The organism is Alcanivorax sp. HI0083 (genome assembly GCF_001635175.1).
This window is the reverse complement of record NZ_LWFX01001435.1, coordinates 1-2,791: the sequence shown is the minus strand read 5'-3', so window position 1 is coordinate 2,791 and position 2,791 is coordinate 1. Positions and strand designations below refer to the sequence as shown.

The 2,791-nt window shown below is 55.7% G+C and carries 3 protein-coding genes, 1 other RNA gene and 1 pseudogene; 3 read left to right on the top strand and 2 right to left on the bottom strand.

Annotated features, from left to right (window positions below; all coding sequences use genetic code 11):
- Window positions 1-287: pseudogene (locus A3754_RS21755) on the bottom strand (sodium-dependent transporter); the annotation flags it as partial.
- Between the two features lie 167 nt (window positions 288-454).
- Between A3754_RS21755 and smpB the strand changes: the two are divergent.
- The gene (gene smpB / locus A3754_RS21750) at window positions 455-934 is read left to right on the top strand and encodes an SsrA-binding protein SmpB (protein WP_063521317.1); all 480 of its coding nucleotides are present in this window, start codon (window positions 455-457) and stop codon (window positions 932-934) included.
- A gap of 54 nt (window positions 935-988) precedes the next feature.
- On the opposite strand, the gene A3754_RS21745 is transcribed toward smpB, so the two are convergent.
- Complete coding sequence (locus tag A3754_RS21745; protein ID WP_063521316.1) at window positions 989-1,273, bottom strand: hypothetical protein; 285 nt, start codon at window positions 1,271-1,273, stop codon at window positions 989-991.
- 410 nt (window positions 1,274-1,683) lie between these two features.
- Here A3754_RS21745 and ssrA point away from each other — a divergent pair.
- Window positions 1,684-2,040: a transfer-messenger RNA gene (gene ssrA, locus A3754_RS21740) on the top strand.
- A 441-nt stretch (window positions 2,041-2,481) separates the two neighbouring features.
- Complete coding sequence (locus A3754_RS26300; protein ID WP_063520631.1) at window positions 2,482-2,772, top strand: nucleotidyltransferase family protein; 291 nt, start codon at window positions 2,482-2,484, stop codon at window positions 2,770-2,772.
- The last annotated feature ends 19 nt before the right edge of the window (window positions 2,773-2,791 follow it).

The window sequence follows — 2,791 nt, the reverse complement described above, 5'->3', positions numbered from 1 at the left end:
CCCGCCCAGCGCTGTGTCACCTTGCTCTCACCGGCAAGCTTGCGCATGGTGTTGATCGGGCTCAGCCCACCCTTGCGACCCAGCATCACCTCCGCGGCCATGATGGGAATCCCCACCACCGCAATACACAGCAAATACAGCAGCACAAAGGCACCGCCACCGTTTTCCCCGGTGATATACGGAAAGCGCCAGATGTTACCCAGCCCCACTGCCGACCCGGTTGCCGCCAGAATAAACACCCAGCGGCTGCCCCATACCCCATGGACCGACTTGTTTTCTTGCTTCATAACACCATTACCCTTGTTCGCGTGGCGGTATTGTCTTTTTTTTGGCAGGGCGGCTCAAGTGACCGCCAGCAACAGCACAAAGATGGTAAGCAGTCACTCACCCGGCACCGGCCACAGCAGACAAACCGCTATCAGCCACTCTCCCCTTGCTCTATAATCGCCGCCCTATGGGAAAAGCCAACAAGAAAGCCAAAGCACCGTCGGCCACCATTGCGCAAAACCGCAAGGCACGCCACGAATATCATCTGGAAGAGCACTTCGAAGCCGGCCTGGTATTGGAAGGCTGGGAAGTGAAGTCCCTGCGTGCCGGCAAAGGCAACCTGACAGAAGCCTACGTCTTGCTGAAAAACGGCGAGGCCTTCCTGTTCGGTGCCCGTTTCGAGCCCCTCAACACCGCCAGCACCCACGTTAACCCGGACCCGACACGCACGCGCAAACTGCTGCTGCACCGTCGTGAGCTGGGGCGGGTATTTGGCGGCGTACAGAAAGACGGCTTCACCTGCGTACCGGTGAGCCTGTACTGGAAGAAAGGGTTCGCCAAGTGCGACATCGCACTGGCCAAAGGCAAGCAGAAGTTCGACAAGCGCGCCACAGAGAAAGAGCGCGACTGGAATCGCCAGAAGCAGCGCATACTGCGGCAGAGATGACGCCGTAAAGAGGCGTCACGCCCTGCCGCCGGGCACTGTCTCAGGCTGTCTTGATTACGCCGTGTGGCGGGTATTTACATCCTGTGCACGGCTATCGCCACGCAGCTGCCAATACAATTGCAGCCAGGCGCGAAGCACCGCAGGCAGGAAGTAAACGGCGAACAGAATCACCGGAATCCGTGCTTCCGGGGTCGCCATATTCACCAGGTAAATACCTGCTGCATACGCAGCCAGCGCAAATACCAATTGCAACGCTCTGTAGAGCAGCGGCTGAGCCTTCAAAGGCGACAGTGCCTTCTCGGAAACTTGCCCTGCTGACCGAAAGATCGTGTTCATCATCCTTCTCCTTCAATGAACGACAATGCTTTGATCAGCGGCCTTCTTGATACATCAATCTCAAGGCTCGCTGTAAAGCCATTGTGTGGTACACAATATTTGAGCCAGATGCCCCTGGGTCGCTTATGGCTACCCGTTCACCTTTTGCTCAACCTCACCACTGGCCGATGTAACTTTGCCGTGGTGACACCGCTATAGTGCGCCCGAAAAATGACAGCACAAGCTTACTGGGTCGGATTGTCGGACAACAGATGTGTATTCAGGTAACACTTTTCACATTCTGATTACAAATGAACAATCTTCATGCCGCCCGCCACCAAGGCATGGTCAGTTCCGCCACCTCCGAACAACCCGCACGCGCACAGATTGAAATCGACTTCCCCACCCCCATCCCTTAGAATGAAGCCATCACAGGGGCCGACCTGGATTCGACGCCGGTACTGAATTCTGTGGTGCATGCCGAGAAGGTCACGAGTCTCGTAAATCATTTGTGGCACATTAAAGTAATCGCAAACGACGATTCTTACGCACTAGCAGCTTAAACCCTGCTTATCGCCAATCGACCCTGCCTGTGGGGAAGAGCGGCGAGCATCGCAACACAGGCTCGCAGCAAAGTCCGCCCCGGATGGCGCTGTTAAAACTCTTAGGGGCTCGGCTTTCACGTCCTGCCAGTTGGGCTGTGAAGGCTTAAATCAATAAACATGGCTAAGCATGTAGATCTGCAGATGGATTGCTGACGGACGCGGGTTCGATTCCCGCCGGCTCCACCAAACAGCAACACAGAAAAGGGCCACCCCGATGGGGTGGCCCTTTTTTTTATGCCGCTTCGCGGTTGCAACATGCGGCACGCAAAGATCAAAAACGGACTTACCACAGAGGGCACAGAGTTCACTGAGGGTGGATCTTGCTGTAGGAGCCCCACTGGAGGGGCGAAAAAGCCCAGGATCAAAAGCCCCTTCGTTCAGCAGGCTGAATCTCCCACCTAGCATCGATTTCACTCAGAGTGGAGCAAATTGCTGGAGTAGCGCATTCCCGTAAACCCGCGATGAACCCTATTTGTGCCGCGCGGCTTAAGCCTGAAGCTATTGATATTATCGTAGGGCGGAAATCGGCGGCAGCCGATCTCCGCCATTGATCCTGCTCCTCGCAAATTTTGTACGACACCACCAATTGCATTAAATTGGCCATACACACCCATAACCGAGCAAAGCATGGACAGACAACACGTCCTCAACATTCTGGCAAGCAGCAAGCCCGAGCTAGCTGCTCGCTTCGGCGTTACCGAACTCGCGCTATTTGGCTCCACTGCACGTGGCAACGCCACAACAAGCAGCGACGTTGACGTCCTTGTCGCTTTTGATGGCCCCGCTACGTCCAGTCGCTATTTCGGTGTGCAGTTTTATCTGGAAGACAGACTCGGCCGCCCTGTGGACCTGGTCACCAGCAAAGCCCTCCGCGCTGAACTCCGCCCTTACATTGAGCAGGATCGAGTCAATGTCTGAGCCAGCCAAAAGGGAATGG

Excerpts from the sequence above, each read along its gene's own strand:
- A3754_RS21745 (WP_063521316.1), bottom strand. The coding sequence starts at position 1,273 with ATGATGAACACGATCTTTCGGTCAGCAGGGCAAGTTTCCGAGAAGGCA.
- A3754_RS26300 (WP_063520631.1), top strand. The coding sequence starts at position 2,482 with ATGGACAGACAACACGTCCTCAACATTCTGGCAAGCAGCAAGCCCGAG.
- smpB (WP_063521317.1), top strand. The coding sequence starts at position 455 with ATGGGAAAAGCCAACAAGAAAGCCAAAGCACCGTCGGCCACCATTGCG.